This is a genomic window from Lysobacter firmicutimachus (assembly GCF_037027445.1).
GTDB lineage: Bacteria > Pseudomonadota > Gammaproteobacteria > Xanthomonadales > Xanthomonadaceae > Lysobacter > Lysobacter firmicutimachus.
The window spans coordinates 1,084,771-1,100,426 of the sequence record NZ_JBANDL010000002.1 but is presented as its reverse complement, the minus strand read 5'-3'; the positions used below and the strand labels follow the sequence as shown (position 1 = coordinate 1,100,426).

Here is a 15,656-nt window from a genome sequence, read left to right as displayed (position 1 = left end):
CACGATGAAGATCCTCGTCGGTTACAAGCGCGTGGTGGACTACAACGTCCGCATTCAGGTCAAGCCGGATGGCTCCGGCGTGGTCACCGACGGCGTCAAGCTGTCGGCCAATCCGTTCGACGAAATCGCCCTGGAAGAAGCCCTGCGCCTGCGCGACAAGGGCATCGCCACCGAGGTCGTGGTGGCGACGATCGCCCCCGCCGACGCCCAGGCCCACCTGCGCAACGGCCTGGCCATGGGCGCCAACCGTGCCGTGCACGTGGTCAGCGAGCAGCCGATCCAGCCGCTGACCGCCGCGCGCGCCCTGCTCAAGCTGATCGAGAAGGAGCAGCCGGACCTGGTCATCCTGGGCAAGCAGGCGATCGACGACGACGCCAACCAGACCGGCCAGATGCTCGCCACCCTGTGGGGCCGTCCGCAGGCGACCTTCGCCTCCAAGCTGGACGTCGAAGGCGGCAAGGCCACGGTCGTGCGCGAAGTCGACGCCGGCCTGGAAACCCTGGAAGTGGATCTGCCGGCGGTGGTCACCACCGACCTGCGCCTCAACGAGCCGCGCTTCATCAAGCTTCCGGACATCATGAAGGCCAAGAGCAAGCCGCTGGAAACGATCCAGTTCGGCGAGCTCGGCGTCGACACCGGCGACACGCTGAAAACCACCCATTACGCACCGCCGGCGAAGCGCAGCAAGGGCGTGATGGTCAAGGACGCGGCCGAACTGGTCGCCGCACTGAAGCAGAAGGGGTTGCTGTGATGAGTAAGGTTTTGATCGTCGCCGAACACCTGCAAGGCAAGCTCAACGCCTCGACCGCCAAGTGCGTCTCCGCCGCGCAGGCGCTCAAACCCGAATCCATCGACATCGTCGTGCTCGCCGCCGATCCGGCCGGCGTAGCCGCCGAAGCCGCGCAGATCGCCGGCGTCGCCCGCGTGCTGACCGTGGCCAACGCCGCCAACGCCGACGCCATCGCCCAGGTCCAGGCGCCGCAGATCGCCGCGCTGGGCAAGGGCTACAGCCACGTGTTCGGCCCCTCGACCACCTTCGGCAAGGACCTGATGCCCTGCGTCGCGGCCCTGCTCGGCGTGTCGCAGGTCTCCGACGTGATGGCGATCGAAGGCAGCCACACCTTCAAGCGCCCGATCTACGCCGGCAACGCCATCGTCACCGTCGAAGCGCCGGCCGATCACGCCGTGGTCGCCACCGTGCGCACCGCGTCCTGGCCGGAAGCCGGCAAGGGCGGCAGCGCCGCGGTGGAAGCCGCGCCGGTCGACGTCGCCTTGCCCAGCCACACCCGCTACCGGGGCCTGGCCGCCGGCAAGTCCGACCGTCCCGACCTGCAGAGCGCCAAGCGCGTCGTCTCCGGCGGCCGCGGCGTCGGCTCGGCGGACAACTTCAAGATCATCTACGACTTCGCCGACAAGCTCGGCGCGGCGGTCGGCGCATCGCGCGCCGCGGTCGACGCCGGTTATGTGCCGAATGAACTGCAGGTCGGCCAGACCGGCAAGATCATCGCCCCCGAGCTGTACGTCGCGGTCGGCATCAGCGGCGCGATCCAGCACCTGACCGGGATCAAGGACGCCGGCACCATCGTCGCGATCAACAAGGACGGCGACGCGCCGATCTTCGAGATCGCCGATATCGGCCTGGTCGGCGATCTGTTCAAGCTGTTGCCGGAGTTGGAAGCGGCGTTGGCCTGATCCGGGTCAGCAGGCCGCAGCGCGCCGCTGGCGCGTTTGCGGCTTGCCCCGACGCCCCCTGCCGTTCGCCGCAGTAGATATCTTCCTTAACCGGCCTCGTGCCGGTTTTCGTCTTATATGCGGTTATGTATGAGGGCGCGCGGAGCCTACAAAATCCCGCAACCGAACCATCGTCCAAATCGCGCGCCCACCACCTAGCACAACCAGAAGTGAGAGCTCATGCAAATCAACGACCTTTCCGCCCGCATCAAGGCCAATGAGCAGGCGATCACAGGTGCGATCCAGCGCGTGCTTACCAGCGGCTGGTTGGTGCTCGGTCCCGAAGTGAAGCAGTTCGAATCGGCCTTCGCTCAGTACCTGGGCGTCGAGTACTGCGTCAGTGTGGGCAACGGTACCGACGCCATCGAACTGGCGTTGCGCGCTTTCGGCGTTGGCCCCGGTGATAAGGTCGCCACTGTCGCTAACGCCGGCATGTACACCGCTACTGCGGTGCGAGCTATCGGCGCCGAGCCGTTCTTCCTCGACGTCGACCTGAATACCCGCAACGTCTCGCTCATCGAAGTCGAACGTGCAATCGCCGCCGGCGTCAGGTTCGTCGTGGTGACCCACCTCTATGGCCTAGCGACCCCGGAAATCTCCCAGATCGCCCAACTCTGCGCCGGCAGCGGCGCAAAGCTGCTCGAAGACTGCGCTCAAGCCCATGGCGCGCAGGTCGGGGGCCGCATGGTTGGCACCTTCGGCGACGCTGCCAGCTTCAGCTTCTATCCCACCAAGAACCTTGGCGCCCTTGGCGACGGCGGTGCTGCGACCACTCGGCACGCCGACGTCGCCGAACGCATCCGCCGCCTTCGCCAGTACGGCTGGACCGACAAGTACAACGTGGAATTCGACGGCGCACGCAACACCCGACTGGACGAAATGCAGGCCGCGATTCTGTCCACGTTCCTGCCGGGCTTGGACGCCGGAAACGAGCGCCGTCGCGAAATCGCCGCGCGCTACAACGCCGGCATTTGCCATCCACAAGTCGAACCGCCCGCCGCCGCGGGCCCGGAATACGTCGGCCATTTGTACGTATTGCGCAGCGCGCAGCGCGACTCCTTGCGGCAGCACTTGCGCGCGCAGGGCATCGCGTCGGATATCCACTATCCAGTCCCCGACTATCGCCAGCCGGTATTCGGCGACCGCTACGCCGATGTCCGCTTGTCGAACACCGAGCGTCTGGCGGTGGAAATCCTGACCCTCCCCTGTTATCCGGAAATGACCGACGCGCAAATCGAACAAGTCGTTGCGAGCGTTAACTCATGGCAACCGTAACTTTCAGCACGGTCATCCCGGTCTACAAAAACGAAGGGTCGATTCCTCAGCTGCTGCTGACACTTGCAACCATGAACCGCGAGCTGAGCGGAAGAATGGAAGCAGTCTTCGTCGTCGATGGCAGCCCTGACCAGTCGTACGCGCTGCTGAGCGCAGCGCTGGACGGGCTCGAATTTCCCGCACAATTGTTGGCGCACTCGCGTAACTTCGGCTCGTTCCCGGCGATCCGCACCGGGCTCGAAGCGGCGTGTGGCCGTTATTTCGGGGTCATGGCGGCCGATCTACAGGAGCCGCCGGAACTGCTGATCACCTTTTTCAAGACGCTGGAATCCGACCAATGCGACGTTGCGATCGGAACGCGTACAGGCCGCAAGGATCCGCTGCTGTCCCGAATGGCCTCGGGCCTGTTTTGGGGACTGTACCGTCGCTTGGTAGTGCGCGAAATGCCGGAAGGCGGCGTGGACGTGTTCGGGTGTAACCAGATCTTCCGAGATCAGCTGTTGCGGCTGGAGGAATCGCGCTCGTCCCTGATCGCATTGATCTTCTGGCTGGGCTTCCGACGCAAGTTGGTCAGCTATGAGCGCCTCCAGCGCGAGCACGGAAAATCAGCTTGGACTCTGCGCAAGAAAGTCGAATACATGATGGATAGCGTGTTCGCCTTCACCGACTACCCCATCAAACTACTGATCCGTGCTGGCGCGGCGGGATCAGCCTTGTCATTTGTGCTGGGCGCGATCGTATTGATCGCATCGCTAAGCGGGCGCATCGCTGTACCGGGCTACGCCGCAACCATGTTAGTCGTCCTGTTTTTCGGCACACTGAATTTATTGGGACTTGGGCTGGTTGGTACTTACGCTTGGCGAGGATATGAAAACAGCAAACAACGCCCCCTCGCCGTAGTAAGCATGAAACACGCCAACGATCGGGAACCGCAATGAACAATGTCAAGATCCATGAAACCGCGGACGTGCAGACCACGCAAATCGGCGCGGGCACGACGATATGGCAGTCAGCAGTAGTTCTAGCTGGCGCTCGCATTGGCGCCGACGTCAATCTATGCGCCCATACCTTTGTCGAGAACGACGTGGTAATCGGCGATAGGGTCACCGTCAAGTCCGGCGTATACCTGTGGGACGGCATTTGCGTGGAGGACGATGTCTTCATCGGCCCCAACGTGACGTTCACTAACGACAAGTTTCCACGCTCAAAAGTCTATCCGGATCGGTTTCTTCAAACCCATATCGAAACCGGAGCATCGGTCGGCGGCGGAGCGGTGATACTGCCAGGGGTAATTATCGGCCGCCATGCGATGGTCGGCGCCGGCGCGGTTGTAACTAAGTCTGTTCCACCCTACGCCATCGTCTACGGCTCGCCAGCGCGCATTGCCGGTTACGTAGAGAACGCATCAGCGCCTAACGAAAAAACGACCAACAGCAATCCGGACAGCGGCCCATCGATCGTTTCCGTGGGGGTAAAGGGAGTCACCCTGCACCGCTTCAAATCTGTCCAAGACATGCGAGGCGCGCTGACCGTCGGCGAGTTCCTCAAGGACATTCCGTTCGAACCAAAGCGCTATTTCCTGGTGTTTGACGTTCCCAGCGAAAAGACTCGCGGCGAGCATGCGCACCATCACTGCGAACAGTTCCTGATTTGCGTAAAAGGCAGTTGCGCGGTCGTGGCCGACGACGGCGAGTCCCGCTGTGAGGTGCTGTTGGATTCGCCCGACAAGGGCATATACTTGCCGCCGATGACCTGGGGCATTCAATACAAATACTCCAGCGACGCTGTTCTACTGGTGTTCGCATCGCATCCGTACGAAGCCGACGATTATATTCGAGACTATTCCGAATTTATGAAACTGGCGCGCCGCGAAGCGTCCCAGCGATGATCGAACCTCGATTCCAGACCAAGCGCTGGTTGCGCTTCCTGGTCGGAGGCGTCGCGAACACGGGTTTCACTTACACAGTTTACCTAGCACTCAACACGTTGATGAGCTATCAGGTGTCCTACCTGATCGCTTACGCGCTTGGCATCCTGTTCGCGTACTGGGTCAATTCGACTCTCGTGTTCAAAGTACCGATGTCGTGGAAGGGACTGCTGGCCTATCCTATCGTCTATATCGTCCAGTACGCAGCGTCGGCGGCACTTCTGGCAATAATAATCGAATTTGCCCATGTCCCAGAATCGCTAGGGCCGCTAATCGTGACCGCAGCGATGGTTCCAATAACTTATCTGATGAACAAGTTCGTGCTCCGCAAAGCCGGCGCCTTGGTTGACAAACAACGTTCTGACGAGAGCCGGACACGATGAAGCCACAAATCGCCCAGCCTCCTTTACAGCCCTTCAGGCCTGCGTCGATACGAGGCGTGTTTGCATCCGATTGGAGGTGGTGGTCGCTAGGAGCGATCTTCAGCTTCGTACTCGCCAGCATTCTAATGTCAGGATGGCCTGAAGGTTTGCTGCCGAACCTGAACTATCCTTACGTCTATTCCGGCGATGGATTGAGCCATTCTTGGATGATCCAGCGTGTCATGGAGGGCTGGCTATCGGATAATCCCCGCAACGGCTACCCATTTGGTTCGAACTTTCTCGACTATCCAAACTCAGACGCAGCCAACCTCGCGTTGCTGAAACTGCTTGGCGCCATTACCGGCAGCTATCAGTCGGCTTTCAATCTCTACTTCCTACTGGGTTTTCCAGCGACGTTCATCGCCGCGTTCTGCGTGCTCAGAACATTGGGACTGTCTCGCAACCTGGCAGCTAGCGCGTCGCTTGCGTTTGCTTTTCTACCTTTTCATTTCCTTAGGCTGCCGCATCTTTTCTACACCTGGTACTTTGTTGTACCGCTCTTCTTTTATGTCGGGTTGCGGATTTTTTTTGCAGAACCGTCTGGGAACCTGAAGACCCTGGGACCCTGCAAGCTCATCTCCATCTGCGCCAGCTTAATCCTACTGGCCTGCTTCGGCGTCTATTACGCGTTTTTCGGTATTATTGTCCTTAGCATCGCCGGAGCAGCAGCCGGCATCCGAAACCGCACTGCGACGGTTGCGCTTCCTGCCGTCGGCGCTATCGCATTGATTGTGATTGGCACTATGCTGAACCTTGCGCCCAGCCTGGCGAACAGAGCGGCTAACGGCCCTAACCCCGAGGTCGCAGCCAGATCGCCGGTGGAGTCAGAAGTTTACGGGCTTAAGATGATGCAACTCATCCTGCCTCGAGCCGATCATCGCGTTCCGCGTTTGGCGGCGATAGGAAACACCTATCGGGCCAGCTTTCCGTTGGTGAACGAAAATTCGACCGCCACGCTGGGCGCGCTCGGAACAGTAGGATTTCTTTTGGCTGGGGCGATCTTGCTGATTCGGCTTTCCGGAGGCAGCACCGACCAAAGATTGGCGTTCCTAACCTTATTAGCCCTGGTCCTATTCGCTTTCGGCACCATCGGTGGCCTAGGCACGCTCTTTTCGTCCACAATCTCCGCGTCTATTCGTGGCTGGAACCGCATCAGCGTCTTCATCGCCTTCGCCTCGATCTCGCTTTGCTTCCTAGCAATACAGATCCTCACTGCGCGCCTTGTACCCACGTCAAAGCGCCGACTGACGCTGGGCTGCTGCGGCTTGGCGCTAGGATCCTTGGGACTTTACGATCAATCCACCCCAGTCTGCCGACCCTGTAACGTGCAGGTAGAACAGGCGTTCGATCAAGATCGCGAGTTTATAGCCAAAATAGAACGGCAATTGCCCCCTGGCAGCGCAATCTACCAGCTTCCCTACATGCCGTTCCCGGAATCCTCGCCGGTGCACCAATTGGTCAGCTATGAGCTCGCCATCGGGTTCTTGCATTCAAAGGCGCTGAACTGGAGTTTCGGAGGAATGAAAGGTCGCAAAGGAGACCTGTTTTATAGGACGCTCGCCAGCCAACCACTGGCCACACAACTCCAAGTTGTCGAGCGCATGGGATTTGCCGGCATCTACATCGATCGCCGCGGTTTCGCTGACCATGCGGACACACTCTTAGCACAGCTAACCGCACGTTACGGCTCTAAGGCAGCCCTGTCGCGAACCGACGGGGAAATCATTTTCTTCAAGTTCGGCCCGACAAAGCACGATGCCGCGCAGCCGGCAGATGACTCGAACTCCAGCCCCATCCCCGCAGCAGCCGGCGAGTCCACGCGCGCCCCCCAGCGGCTCGCGTTCAAGGAGGGAGTCGATTTTTCCAAGGACGGCTGGCCTTATTTCGTCAAGGACGCAACAGGGCTCTCAGGACGTGAGCAATGGGGGCGCTGGTCTGACGCCAACATCGCTCCAAGCGTCAAGTTGGAGCTTATATCGCCGCTGCCTAAGAAGTTCTCCCTAATACTGACGGCCCGAGCATTCCAGCCCGAGAACGACAAAGTGGTCGTCAAAATAGGGACTCAAAGCTATGCCTTACGAATCGGCGGAGATGGCAAGGAAGTGCGATTGCCTGTCGACTTGGTTGGCGAATCCACCAACGCCATCGAGTTCATTCCGGCGGCGCCGATATCTCCGCAGCGGCTTGGAGTCAGCGCGGACGTACGCAAGCTTGGAATCGGAATGATCCGCTTACGCATAGAATATGACTGACTGCGCTTCAAGCGCCAGTCAAGCCGCCATGAACTCCGATACAGGAGTTGACCGACACAGTGAAGGGTTCTCAACCCACTCACAGATGCGCTCCGCTCAGCGCATCAGAAGCGCCAGCAATCTCGAGCTGGACTCGGCCCAGGTCATGGTGCGTATGCCCACTGGTTTTAGCCACCGTCCCGTGAGCAGACTTTGGGAAATTATTCCGGCCAGCCCATCCGGATCACCTACTGCGAAATACGAGGCTTCATCGGCAGCGATTTCGCGGAAAACCGCGAGATCGCTGAGAATCAGTGGCACGCCGAGGCTGCCGGCCTCCACCACCGCCAGCCCGAAGCCTTCGGCGACCGAGGCCTGGATGAGGGCCGTGGCCTTGGATAGCAACGCCTGCACATCGCCGTCACCGGCCGCGTCCAGCCAGAACAGCCTCCGGCCGAGTTCGGAATGCTTGCGGATGCGCTCCGCCAAGGCTTCGACGTTCCATCCCTGTTTGCCGATAATCACCAGTACAGCATCGGCGCCTGTCGCCCAAAGGCCTTCGAATGCCGTCAGTATCGTAGCGTAGTCCTTGCGCGGTTCCAGCGTGCTCAACGCGACGAATAGCGGGGCCGCCCCTATCTTCTCGATCACTTCCGCAGCCAGCTCGCTCGGGGCCGCTACCCGCCCCGATTCCAGATCGCTGCCCAGGTGCAGGCTCCGCGTCCACGGCCGCGACTCGATCTTGAGTTCGTCGAAGAACCTCTCCAGGTCCGCGCGCGTAGCTTCCGAGATGCACACGCATCCGTCGGCGGTCGCGGCGACATGTTCCAGCCACTGAGAGAACACAGGTGGCATGACCGGATCGCAGTACTCCGCCGCATTGATCGGCACGAGGTCGTATACCATCCATACGATCTCGCCGCCGGCCCGCCCGACCTGCCGATGCAGCTCGTCGAAGCGGCTGGGCGACCACCAGGACGAATCCACCATGAAGACCAAGTCGTTCGCGAACGCCTGAACCAGATCGTCGGCGCCCTCACAGTCCAGGCCGAAGCGCTCGCGGGCGAAACTACGCGCGTACTGGACGCCGTCTTCGGTCCAACAGATCGGCTCGACCACTGCGTCGTTCGATGAATGTGCGGCGCGGAACAGGCCGGCCATGTAGTTGCGTACCACGCGCTGGATCCCGCTGCGCGCATCCAACCTCACCACCTCGGTGATGTCGACCAGAATGCGGCGCCGGCCGCGCGAGGCGATCGACTCCAGTCCGAACTTCAAGCCTGCGGCGAAATCCGCCTCGGTCTGCATCATCGCCCTAGCGAAGCGCTGAACGTCCTCGTTCTGCGGAATCCATGGTGAGCGCTCCTCGCCGCATCCGACGACGCTCCGCTCGCGCAACCCATCCAGCAGCAAACGCGCGCAGCGCTCCCAGGTGAACTGCAGCGCGTGCTCGCGCGCTCCGCGGCTGAGCGACTCGCGGAACGCCTCGTCCTGCAGAGCCCGGCGCAGTATCCTCTCTGACGCCGCCGCATCGGCAGGATCGAACAGGACGCGCTCGTCGTGCACGACTTCCGGCAACGCACCGAGCGAGGACGACAGCACCGGCACGTTGAACGCCATCGCCTCCAGCACAGGCAGGCCGAAGCCTTCGTACAACGACGGAAAATAGAACACCCGGCAACGGCGGTACAACTGGGCCAGAGTGGCCTCGTCGACCTTGCCCGCTACGATCACCCGGTCGCGCAGGTGGGCGTACTCCTTCTCCAGCGCATCGCGCACGTCTTGGCCGACCTGGGTGAACACCAATTGGTGTTCCTTGGAAACGCTGGCCGGCAAATCCGAGAATGCGCGCAGGACGCCCATGCAGTTTTTGCGCCAGTCGGCGTTGCCGACCATCAGAACGTACGGCCTATCGATGCCCAGCTCCGTGATCCGATCGACTCCGTCGCTGTGCGCCGACACAGCGAGCTTGTCGTCCCAGCCCGCGTCGATGACGTGGATGCGCTCCGGCTCGATTCCAAGATGCTCGATCAGATCGCGCTTGGTCGCCTTGGAAATGGCAAAGAACATATCGAACTTCTTGAACCGTTCGATCTTCGCCGGATACCAGCTGGACACAAACTCGCCTGGACGCAGGTAGCGGTCCGGGTACAGCAGCGGGATCAGATCGTACGCGATGACTGCGGTCTTGATTCCATCGAGCACCGCTTCGTCGAGCTCGGTGGTGAAGTTGCTGCCCAGCTCGAAGAACGAACTGACCAAAACCACATCCGGATCCAAAGAACGGAAGAATTGCGATCGCAACGTTCCGGCGGCCGCCACCAGATCCTGGGACTGATCGGTGAAACGGCTCGCCGGATAGTTGTATGCGACGACCTTCGCGCCCACGCCAGCGCGCCGAAGCTCGCGACGAACCTCACTCGCGCGCCGATCGTCGGTGCCGTCGATGGCGATCACCAACTCGTCGCCCTCGGGCAACGCCATCGCCAGCGCCGCGACCAGACTCATCGCGTAACGCCCGATGCCCCGGTCCCGGGAATCGGTCTGGCAAGACTGAAGGTCTACTGCAATTCTCATATTTCTGTCTGTCTCGACCGTATGTGTACCGCGCGCTGCGTCCGCCTCAAGGCGACAGCCGGCGCAGATCCGCGTCGACCATCATCGTGATCAGTTCGGCCAACGAAGTCTTAGGAGCCCAGCCAAGCTTGGCCTTTGCCTTGGCCGGATTGCCGAGCAACACATCCACTTCGGCCGGACGGAAGAACTTGGGATCGATAACCAAGTGATCGTCCATCTTCAAACCGACATGGGAGAACGCGATTTCGCACATTTCGCGCACAGTCGTCGTCAACCCGGTTGCAACCACATAGTCGTCCGCCCGGTCCTGCTGAGTCATCAGCCACATCGCCTCGACGTAGTCGCCAGCGAAGCCCCAGTCGCGCTTGGCATCGATATTGCCCAAACGCAGCTCCTTCTGCTTACCGAGCTTGATCCGCGCGACCGCGTCGGTGACCTTGCGGGTTACGAACTCGATGCCGCGCAGCGGGGATTCGTGATTGAAGAGGATGCCGCTGGAAGCGTGCAGACCAAAGCTCTCGCGATAGTTCACCGTCGCCCAGTGCGCCATCAGCTTGGCCACGCCGTACGGACTGCGCGGATAGAACGGCGTCTTTTCGTCTTGCATCTCGGCCTGGATCAGACCGAACATTTCACTGGTAGAGGCTTGATAGAAGTGGGCCTGCGAGTTGACGATACGCACCGCCTCAAGCACGTTCAGCGCGCCGACGCCGTCGACTTGCGCGGTCAGCAGCGGCTGCTGCCAGGAGCTGCCGACGAAACTCTGGGCGCCGAGGTTGTACACCTCGCTGGCGCGCGAGATTTCCATGGCGCGGATCATCGAGGAAAGGTCGGTCAGGTCGCCGTCGAGCAAGCGGACCTCGGTGTCGATGCCGAGTTCGCGAAGCCGCCACAGCGTGTCAGAGCTGCGCCGAGCAAGCACGCCGTACACCTCGTATCCTTTGCCGAGGAGAAGACGGGAGAGGTAAGCACCATCTTGCCCGGTGATGCCAGTGATCAATGCGCTCTTGGTGCTGCTCATAGTTTATTCCTTGCGTCGTTCAAGATATCGAGTAGTGTGTTTTCCAATGCGATACGCGGCATCCAGCCGGTATCCCGGCGCAGCAGGCCCGCGTCGGCCACCATCCGGCGCTGTTCCGCGGGCCTGAGCTTGTCCGGATCCTGCCTGATCTGCGGCGACACGCCGGCGAGATCGCACATTGCATCCAGAAGGTCGCGAACGCGCCGCTCCCTTCCGGATGCAATGAGATAGGTCTGCCCTGCCACGCCGGAGGCCAGCATGGCCGCATAGGCAGCGACCACGTCGCGCACATCGGTAAAATCGCGGGTAGCATAGATGTCACCCGCGTCGATGACGGGTGATTTCCGGCCACTTTCGATCTCGGCCACCTGGCGCGCCAGCGCAGGCAGTACGAAATGCGCGTCCTGGCCTGGGCCGACATGGTTGAAGGGCCGCGCGATCATGGCTTCGAGCCCTTCGCTGCGCTGCCACTGCAGGCACAGGTGCTCGGCCGCAACCTTGCTGACCGCATAGGGGCTGCGCGGCGCGACCGGGGTGGATTCGTCGACCGGCAGCGACTCGTCGGCGACTCGGCCGTAGACGTCGCCGCTACTCACATAGATCATGCGCCCCTTGAACCCCGTCGCGCTCAGCGCCTGCAGCAGGTTCAAGGTGCCCATCAGGTTCACCTCTAGGGTCTCACGCGGCGCTTCGAAGGAGCGCGGCACGAAGCTCTGCGCGGCCAGGTGCAGCACACCGTCCGGCCGCACCTCGGACACCAGCGCCTTGACCCGCTCGGCCTCCAAGATATTCCAGCCCTTGGGCGCGGGACAGAACTCCCACCCCGAGAACGCGCCGCCGGCGACGCAGGCCAGGCGGACGTGCTCACCGACGAACCCGGTCGCGCCGGTCACGAGCAATCGCTTGGCCGCGCTCATTGTCCGCGCCTCGCGACAATCGCGTAATCCGGCGCGGCGTGCAGCAAGCTCAGCATGACGTTGATCGAAGCCGCGCCGGCTGCATCTTCGGGCAGCAACGGCGGCGCCTGGATTTCCCGTCCGATGGTCAGTCGCTCGATCGTGACATGCTCGAAGCCACGTTCCCCAGCCAGCCACTGCAGCGCCAGCGGCGGCAACGGATTGCGGTGAGTCGGGTCGAAGTAAAAATAGTGGGATGCGACCAGCAGATTCTCCGGGTTCGGCGTCTCCAGGATCAACATTCCGCCGGGACGGATGACCCGCCGGCATTCGTCGACCAGTTGCACCAGGACCGGGAACGGCAGATGTTCGGCAATGTGCATGCCGGTGACGGCGCCGACCGACTCGTCCGGCATGGAGGCCAACAAGGCCAGGGCGTCACCTTCCATTGCATCCAGCCCGCGTGCGCGGCAGCTCTGCACGAACGTCGCGTTGGTATCGATGCCGCGTCCGACCAGGCCGTGGTCGCGCAGCAATTCCAGCCATTCGCCGTTGCCGCAGCCGACGTCGACGATCGGCGCGGCAGCCGTCCCCAAGCCGGCTGCCTGTACCATTCCCAGATACGGCAGCGCGCGCTGGCGGATCAAATCCGGCGCGCCCCGAAACGCCTCCTCGAAGCGCACGTACAACGGCGCCAAGGCCTGCTCGCGCGATTCGCTCGCCGCCTTCTCGGCGGCCTGGGCATCGATCCAGGCCTCGACCCGGGCCAAACGCTCGAACAAGGTCTTTTCGGTCCGCGCCTCCTCGCGCGCGGCGATGGTGGCGGCGTCCACCCAGGACTCGACGCGCGCCAGGCGCGCCTCGGTTGCCAGCGAAAGCGTGTTGACAAGGCGGCCCAGTTCGCGGGTCTCGCGACTCTGCGCCGCCTCTCCGGCCGCGGCGCGCCTGGGCATGTCGCCCAGCCGCAACACCGCGTGGGCCCATCGCAGCGCCGGGCCGATCAGCCGTTTGCGCGACCATTTGAAGAAAGTGTAGGGAACCAGTAGCCCGTCGATGTGGGTTTGATACAGCATCCCTTCGGCCGACCAGCGCAGTTCGCCAAGCGCGCCGATCTTGGTCAGCTGACCGCTGCGCAATGCTTCGGTCAAGGCGCGGCCGCCGCCTTCGTCGGGCCGGCGGCGCAAGATCGCCATGTAGGCATTTTCGATGAAAGCCTCGTCCGAATAGGCCAGAAGCTCGCCCAGAGTGTACGCTGCCTTGCGCTCGAGCGGAGGCGTCACCGGGCGCCAGCGCGGCAGGGAATCCTCTCCCCCGTCGAGAAAATCCCCGCCCAACGCCTCGGGGCTGCCACCCAGCCGGGCCACTTCGTTGCGGACGCGGCGAAGCACGTGTCCGACATCGAACGTCATAAATGAAGCACTCATGTCACTCTCTCTCGATCTCGATTGGATGCCGGCGCGGATCGCAGGGTCGCCCTCACCGCGAACCACGCTCCAGCGGCTAAGGCCTCATGCTCCATGCTTATGCTGGACCTCGATCGAGGCCGGCAGATAAGCAAGACCCACGAATCTCGGCTTGGCAGCGTTGGCCACGGTGAACAGCACGGCCATGTCGCGCCACTCGTAGTTCTTGACCAAATGGGTTTCGGTGCTCGACAGAGCGACCGATATTGAATACGACCCGACGCCCAGATCGGCCTGGAAGCACACCCGGAAAACAATTTCGTCGCCTTCGCGTAAGCCTTCCACCGGCTGAGCGGTGTGGTCGGTGTTGGTGCCGTAAATCGGCTGGCCGAGCCGGTCGCGCAGCATGTAGCCGAAAATCAGGCGTGGAATTTTTTCGTTCGCTCGGACTCGCGCTTGCAGCGTCAGCGGCGCCCCCACTTCGACGAACTCGACCGGCTGCCCCTGTGCGTCGAACAACCCGACCGATTCGAACACCGCTTCGCCCGAGCCGGAATGGGTGGCCACGTGGCCCTGGCTGGCCTCGATCCGGATCGAGGCGTTTTCCTTGTCCGCGATCATCGCGTTGTAATAGTCGAAGACTTCCTGCGGCGGCCCGTCCAATACCAAACGCCCCGCATCCAGCAGTACCGCACGGTCGCACATCGACTGGATCGCGACCGCATCGTGGGAAACGATCAGCAAGGTCGTTCCCGCTTCGCGGAACTCGCGAATACGCTGGAAGCTCTTATGGACGAAATAGGCGTCGCCGACCGACAGCGCTTCGTCGACGATCAGCACGTCAGGCCGGATCGCGGTCGCCACGCTGAAAGCTACGCGCATCTGCATGCCGCTGGAATACGTCCGCGCCGGTTCGTCGAAGTACTCGCCGATCTCCGCGAAGCGCTCGATCTCGGGCATCACGGCGGCGATCTGGGACTCGGAATAGCCCATCAGACCGGCCGAATGGAATGCGTTCTGGCGGCCGGTAAGATCGGGGTTGAAGCCCATCCCCAGCTCCAGGATCGCCGCGACCCGGCCTTGCACGCCCACCGCGCCTTCGGTCGGCCGCGAGGTGCCGGTCACCAACTTGAGCAAGGTGCTCTTGCCGGCGCCATTCTGGCCGACGATACCGACGCTCTCGCCGGGCGCGACGGAGAACGAAACGTCGCGCAACACCCAATGCTCATCCGCGACGCCGGTGTAGAGGCCGAACCACGAGGCCACCCGCAGCCACTCGCTGCGCCAATGCCGATAGGCCTTGCCAAGCCGATGAACCTGCAATGCGCCGCCATTCATAACACGTCCACCATTTCAGGGCTGGCGCGCCGAAAGGTCCAGAAACCGATGAACATGAAGGCTCCCGCCCACACGGACAACCAGGCCAGATCCGCCAGCAGCGGCGGCTTCTGGAACACGAGCACGTTCTGGTAGCTGGTCACCAACGGATACATCGGATTGAGCCGGAACCACTGATGGTAGTGCTCCGGCAAGGCCTTGATCACGTACACCACCGGCGTCAGCCAGAACAGCGCCTGCAGCACCACAGGCACCACTTGGCCGATATCGCGCATGAACACGTTCAGCACGCCGAGCACCATGCCGAAGCCCATCGCCAACACAAGGGTCAACAACATCAACAACGGCAACCACAAAGCCGTGGCGCCGGGGAAATGCCCCAGCACCGCAAAAACCGCGAAGATCGCCAGCAACAACAACACGTTGTTCACCAACGTGGTGCCAGCCGCGATGATCGGCAGGCAGATGCGCGGGAACGCCATCTTCTTCATCAGGTTGCCGTTATCGACGAAAAGGCTCAGGAAGCGCGAGATGGTCTCGGCAAACAACGACCAGCACGTCATTCCAGCCATCAGGTACAGCGCATAGGCGTACTTGTTGTCGATGCCAGGCAGCTTGGCCGCCAGCACCTCCGACAGAATCAGGGCGAAGATCAGCACCTGCATCAGCGGATGGATGATCATCCATAAGCCGCCTAGCTTGCTGCGCACGAAACGCGAACGCAGATCATTCTTGATTGATGAGGCGATGAAGAAGCGATAGCGCCATATCGCGAGAATCAGGTCACGCATTGAGGTCTCCAACCAAATCCGAGGCGACGCGCGGACCGCACGAT

At 61.9% G+C, this 15,656-nt stretch carries 13 protein-coding genes; 7 read left to right on the top strand and 6 right to left on the bottom strand.

Annotated features, from left to right (window positions below; translation table 11 throughout):
* Positions 1 to 4: 4 nt before the first annotated feature.
* The 7 genes from V2J18_RS04675 (at position 5) to V2J18_RS04645 (ending at position 7,607) form a co-directional block, all read left to right on the top strand.
* Positions 5 to 751 (top strand): electron transfer flavoprotein subunit beta/FixA family protein, encoded by a 747-nt coding sequence (locus V2J18_RS04675; RefSeq protein ID WP_336131182.1) that lies wholly within the window; start codon positions 5 to 7, stop codon positions 749 to 751.
* Complete coding sequence (locus V2J18_RS04670) at positions 751 to 1,692, top strand: electron transfer flavoprotein subunit alpha/FixB family protein (protein WP_064745897.1); 942 nt, start codon at positions 751 to 753, stop codon at positions 1,690 to 1,692. Before V2J18_RS04675 ends, V2J18_RS04670 begins: the two co-directional genes overlap by 1 nt.
* A gap of 219 nt (positions 1,693 to 1,911) precedes the next feature.
* Positions 1,912 to 3,006, top strand: a complete 1,095-nt coding sequence (locus tag V2J18_RS04665) for a DegT/DnrJ/EryC1/StrS family aminotransferase (protein ID WP_064745896.1) — start codon at positions 1,912 to 1,914, stop codon at positions 3,004 to 3,006.
* Positions 2,994 to 3,944: a glycosyltransferase family 2 protein gene (locus tag V2J18_RS04660; RefSeq protein WP_064745895.1), complete on the top strand. Its 951-nt coding sequence runs from the start codon at positions 2,994 to 2,996 to the stop codon at positions 3,942 to 3,944. The genes V2J18_RS04665 and V2J18_RS04660 overlap by 13 nt, the downstream gene beginning before the upstream one ends.
* A complete protein-coding gene (locus tag V2J18_RS04655; protein WP_336131180.1) occupies positions 3,941 to 4,894 on the top strand; it encodes a WxcM-like domain-containing protein in 954 nt (317 codons plus the stop codon). The genes V2J18_RS04660 and V2J18_RS04655 overlap by 4 nt, the downstream gene beginning before the upstream one ends.
* A complete protein-coding gene (locus V2J18_RS04650) occupies positions 4,891 to 5,316 on the top strand; it encodes a GtrA family protein (RefSeq protein WP_075574902.1) in 426 nt (141 codons plus the stop codon). Before V2J18_RS04655 ends, V2J18_RS04650 begins: the two co-directional genes overlap by 4 nt.
* Before the next feature lie 146 nt (positions 5,317 to 5,462).
* Complete coding sequence (locus V2J18_RS04645) at positions 5,463 to 7,607, top strand: DUF7024 domain-containing protein (protein WP_336131178.1); 2,145 nt, start codon at positions 5,463 to 5,465, stop codon at positions 7,605 to 7,607.
* Between the two features lie 96 nt (positions 7,608 to 7,703).
* On the opposite strand, the gene V2J18_RS04640 is transcribed toward V2J18_RS04645, so the two are convergent.
* The 6 genes from V2J18_RS04640 to V2J18_RS04615 all read right to left on the bottom strand — a co-directional run bounded on the left by V2J18_RS04640 (position 7,704) and on the right by V2J18_RS04615 (position 15,612).
* On the bottom strand, positions 7,704 to 10,163 hold the full coding sequence (locus V2J18_RS04640) for a glycosyltransferase family 4 protein (RefSeq protein WP_336131176.1): 2,460 nt from the start codon (positions 10,161 to 10,163) through the stop codon (positions 7,704 to 7,706).
* A 46-nt stretch (positions 10,164 to 10,209) separates the two neighbouring features.
* The gene (locus tag V2J18_RS04635) at positions 10,210 to 11,184 is read right to left on the bottom strand and encodes a GDP-mannose 4,6-dehydratase (protein WP_064745891.1); all 975 of its coding nucleotides are present in this window, start codon (positions 11,182 to 11,184) and stop codon (positions 10,210 to 10,212) included.
* Positions 11,181 to 12,101: a GDP-mannose 4,6-dehydratase gene (locus tag V2J18_RS04630; RefSeq protein WP_336131174.1), complete on the bottom strand. Its 921-nt coding sequence runs from the start codon at positions 12,099 to 12,101 to the stop codon at positions 11,181 to 11,183. Before V2J18_RS04630 ends, V2J18_RS04635 begins: the two co-directional genes overlap by 4 nt.
* A complete protein-coding gene (locus V2J18_RS04625; protein ID WP_336131173.1) occupies positions 12,098 to 13,489 on the bottom strand; it encodes a methyltransferase domain-containing protein in 1,392 nt (463 codons plus the stop codon). The genes V2J18_RS04630 and V2J18_RS04625 overlap by 4 nt, the downstream gene beginning before the upstream one ends.
* 99 nt (positions 13,490 to 13,588) lie before the next feature.
* Positions 13,589 to 14,821: an ABC transporter ATP-binding protein gene (locus tag V2J18_RS04620; RefSeq protein WP_064745888.1), complete on the bottom strand. Its 1,233-nt coding sequence runs from the start codon at positions 14,819 to 14,821 to the stop codon at positions 13,589 to 13,591.
* A complete protein-coding gene (locus V2J18_RS04615) occupies positions 14,818 to 15,612 on the bottom strand; it encodes an ABC transporter permease (RefSeq protein WP_087960642.1) in 795 nt (264 codons plus the stop codon). Before V2J18_RS04615 ends, V2J18_RS04620 begins: the two co-directional genes overlap by 4 nt.
* Positions 15,613 to 15,656: the final 44 nt, after the last annotated feature.